Here is a 3,086-nt window from a genome sequence, read left to right on the forward strand (position 1 = left end):
TGAAGCAGTTTCAATTGGCTTATCTACTGCACGTCTAATAGAAAGACCGATTTTCCCGTCATCTCCAATAGACATCACTTTTACAGTGACAGTTTCCCCAACTTTTAACACATCTTTGATATCTTTGATAAAACTATCGGATACCTCACTAATATGAACTAATCCGGTTTTTCTATCTCCTAGGTCGATGAATGCACCGAAATTTGTAATACCTGATACTGTTCCTGAAACTTTATTTCCCACTTCAATTGACATATAAAATTGTTTCCTCCTTAAAACTTGTAACCTTATTATAGCATGGTATTCGGCTACTTCAAAGAAATTATCATTAATTATTTTTTTCTTTGACAAAAAATACTTTTTTAAGCTTTATAAGGAAATTTTTCTTATCGTTTCAGTATATTTAGTCCTCTTTTTCAGTTATTTCTGCTTTTTCTTTTGTTTTTTCAATCACCTTAGCTGCATTATCTTCTGGCAGACTAAAAATGATTTCATTGTCTTTAGATAAGTAATATTGGCTGCGGGCTAATTTAGCTACGTAATTTTCATCTTCTAAACGTTTGATTTGCATATTTAATTGTTCTTGATTGTTTTCAGTTTTTTTCAAAACCACTTCTGCTTGTTGTCTTTCCTTTTCCATTTTTGAAATGGATTGTGTGCTATTCCATATTCTCAGTGACAATACGATAATAAATAGGCTGCCTATCAGCAAGATAACAGAAATTCTTCTGCGCACTTTCCGCTTTTGTTTGCGTTCCCGGTGTGCTTGAAGGGTTTTGGCTTGGGTATAGTCGTTTTTTAATTGTGCAACATTTGTCGGCTCTTTTTTCTTCATAAACGCCCCATCCTTTTGCTACTGCATTTCTAAACCAATTATAGCAAGAAAGCGGATGCGTTGTCTAATACTATTCGGATAAAAACTGGAATACACCTATTTTTTTAAGCACTTATTCTTTATTTTTGGTGTTTTTAGTTAGAACATAATAACCTAATTTTGCACAAGAATTTAAATTATAAAGGATTATCAACGTTCTTGAAATCACGTATCCATCTATAGCTAGCTCACATCCATTAGGAGAAACGTTTGTGCTGAGAAAAAGTACAGCTAAAACTATTGATAGAACAACTAGTAAGCCGCCTACAAGACTTCTTTCGTTTCAATTTAAATACGTGGTCTTAATCAATTTTATGTTTTGTTATTTCTAAAATAAATAACCGAATGAAATGGTTAGCTTGCCTATGATAATCGCTGTTACTAAAATAATGAAAGGAAGCAGCAGTGGCTTAGCTTCCTTTTTTCTTAGAGATTGAACTATTTTATACAGACTGGTTACAACTAGCACTAAAATAGCAGAGCAAATAAGCGCTTGTCCTAACGGGTAGTTAATTGCTACTTCTGAAGTAAATACTACTAATTCTTTTGTTGTATGCAATTCAATATCTTGTATCGGAATGAAATTCGCACTCAATATGAAACCAATAAGTATAACGAAAAAACATAAACCAAGATAACTCTCAAATACGAATTTTTTCATGTTACCCTCCTTCTTGTTTGCATACACACCATCATACAAACAACTTGATGTATCTAATGTTATCTTGTCATTTTACCAAACATTTATGTTTTAACGGAGGTGCATTAGCTAATATTAATTATTATAATGAAGAAAAAATATCCGGTCACTAAAATGATGTGTGCAGTTGCCACATCTTTTAGTAAACCGTATTGACCTCTACAAAACAGATACCTGATTGTATCCATTATACTATTAAATCATGTAATGAATCCTCTTGTAAAAAAAGAACCCTATTCGAATAAGATTCTCCATACACGACTCTATCCAATTTTATGTGTTGGGAAAAATCCAATTTCTTTATTTTATAGGGTTTGAAACTTATAAGATTATGTTCAATCATTCAGGTCAGAAATAAACTGAAACACCTCTTTATTATTTAATTTAAATAGGTATTTTTATGATGCCTAGTTAAATAAGTATCTCTAGTTATTCCATAAAAAAAGGTATCTACCATCTTGCCTTTTAATTCATGGGCATTTTTAGTGATATTTTCGAACGACATTCCCACTTTTTTCAATACATTTCCTGAAGCTATGTGACCATTATCATGACCAGAAGTAATATGTTCTAAACGGAGCGTATTGAAACCAAGAGATAATATTCGTAAGCAGGCTTCTGTTGTTAGTCCTTGTCTCCAATATTTTTTGTTCAACATGTATCCAATTTCACCTTTATGCTTTTTATCATCTACTCGAAACTCTATCACACCAATCATTTTATGATCTTCTTTATGCTCTAATGCATAAAAACCTAATGGTGATGTTAAGTAATAATTCGCAATAAACTCTTTTGTTTGATGCAATGACGTATGTGGAGTGAAAATATATCTCATTGTTTCTTCATCGCTAGCATATTCAAAAAAATCTGCGGTGTCTTCCAAAGTTAGAGGCCTTAAAATTAAACGTTCTGTTTCTAAAATAGCATTTTCAGCTAGTAATAAAATACGACTTTTTGGATTTGTCATAAATTCTCCTTCATCTGGTATTTACTTAGTTTATCAATAGGGTAATATTATTTTTAAATTATACCCTATTGGTATAATCTTTATAAGAGAGTTTATATAGATGTACTTGGATTTAAAACCAAATATGAGATTGATATTGAAAATATACAGCTTATCATTGACCGTTTAAAAGCTAATAACATTTCAGTTATTCCTATCTATACGTGACACCTTAGAGTTTCTTATTCAAGCAATTCAGCAAAAGATTATTAAAATTACAACTGTTGCCTTACGTTCTGAGTATAGATAAATAATTCATATGAAAAAAGAATCCTACTGTTTTTTTAAGTGGATTATACATAACTTAATAAAATCCTCGATACACTATTTTATATATTTTCTAAAGATATTAATACCAAACTTACAACGGTCTCGATTTTTCGGCTATATTTCATTAACAGGTAGACGCTTTTTTTTCATTATTTATTCTCATCGCTTAAATTATGAATCCAATTTTGATTATTAGTTCTTGAAAATCTGGATCTAGGTAGCTTTTTGACCAAATA

Annotated in this window: 4 protein-coding genes; all 4 read right to left on the reverse strand. The window is 30.8% G+C overall.

Features of this window, described 5'->3' with window-relative positions:
• Window positions 1-255, reverse strand: a 255-nt coding sequence (locus RT405_RS06870) for a S1 RNA-binding domain-containing protein (protein ID WP_313468660.1), incomplete at its 3' end; no start/stop codon positions are given.
• 148 nt (window positions 256-403) lie between these two features.
• On the reverse strand, window positions 404-835 hold the full coding sequence (locus RT405_RS06875) for a septum formation initiator family protein (RefSeq protein ID WP_313468662.1): 432 nt from the start codon (window positions 833-835) through the stop codon (window positions 404-406).
• 367 nt (window positions 836-1,202) lie between these two features.
• Entirely contained in the window at window positions 1,203-1,535 is a 333-nt protein-coding gene (locus RT405_RS06880) for a hypothetical protein (RefSeq protein WP_313468664.1), read from the reverse strand.
• 418 nt (window positions 1,536-1,953) lie between these two features.
• Window positions 1,954-2,541 (reverse strand): GNAT family N-acetyltransferase, encoded by a 588-nt coding sequence (locus tag RT405_RS06885; RefSeq protein WP_313468666.1) that lies wholly within the window; start codon window positions 2,539-2,541, stop codon window positions 1,954-1,956.
• Window positions 2,542-3,086 lie beyond the last annotated feature (545 nt).

Origin of the sequence: Carnobacterium sp. (assembly GCF_032094055.1) — a bacterium.
Classification (GTDB): Bacteria; Bacillota; Bacilli; order Lactobacillales; family Carnobacteriaceae; genus Carnobacterium_A.

Coding starts and splice junctions, on each gene's coding strand:
- RT405_RS06880 (WP_313468664.1), bottom strand. CDS start 1,535: ATGAAAAAATTCGTATTTGAGAGTTATCTTGGTTTATGTTTTTTCGTT.
- RT405_RS06885 (WP_313468666.1), bottom strand. CDS start 2,541: ATGACAAATCCAAAAAGTCGTATTTTATTACTAGCTGAAAATGCTATT.
- RT405_RS06875 (WP_313468662.1), bottom strand. CDS start 835: ATGAAGAAAAAAGAGCCGACAAATGTTGCACAATTAAAAAACGACTAT.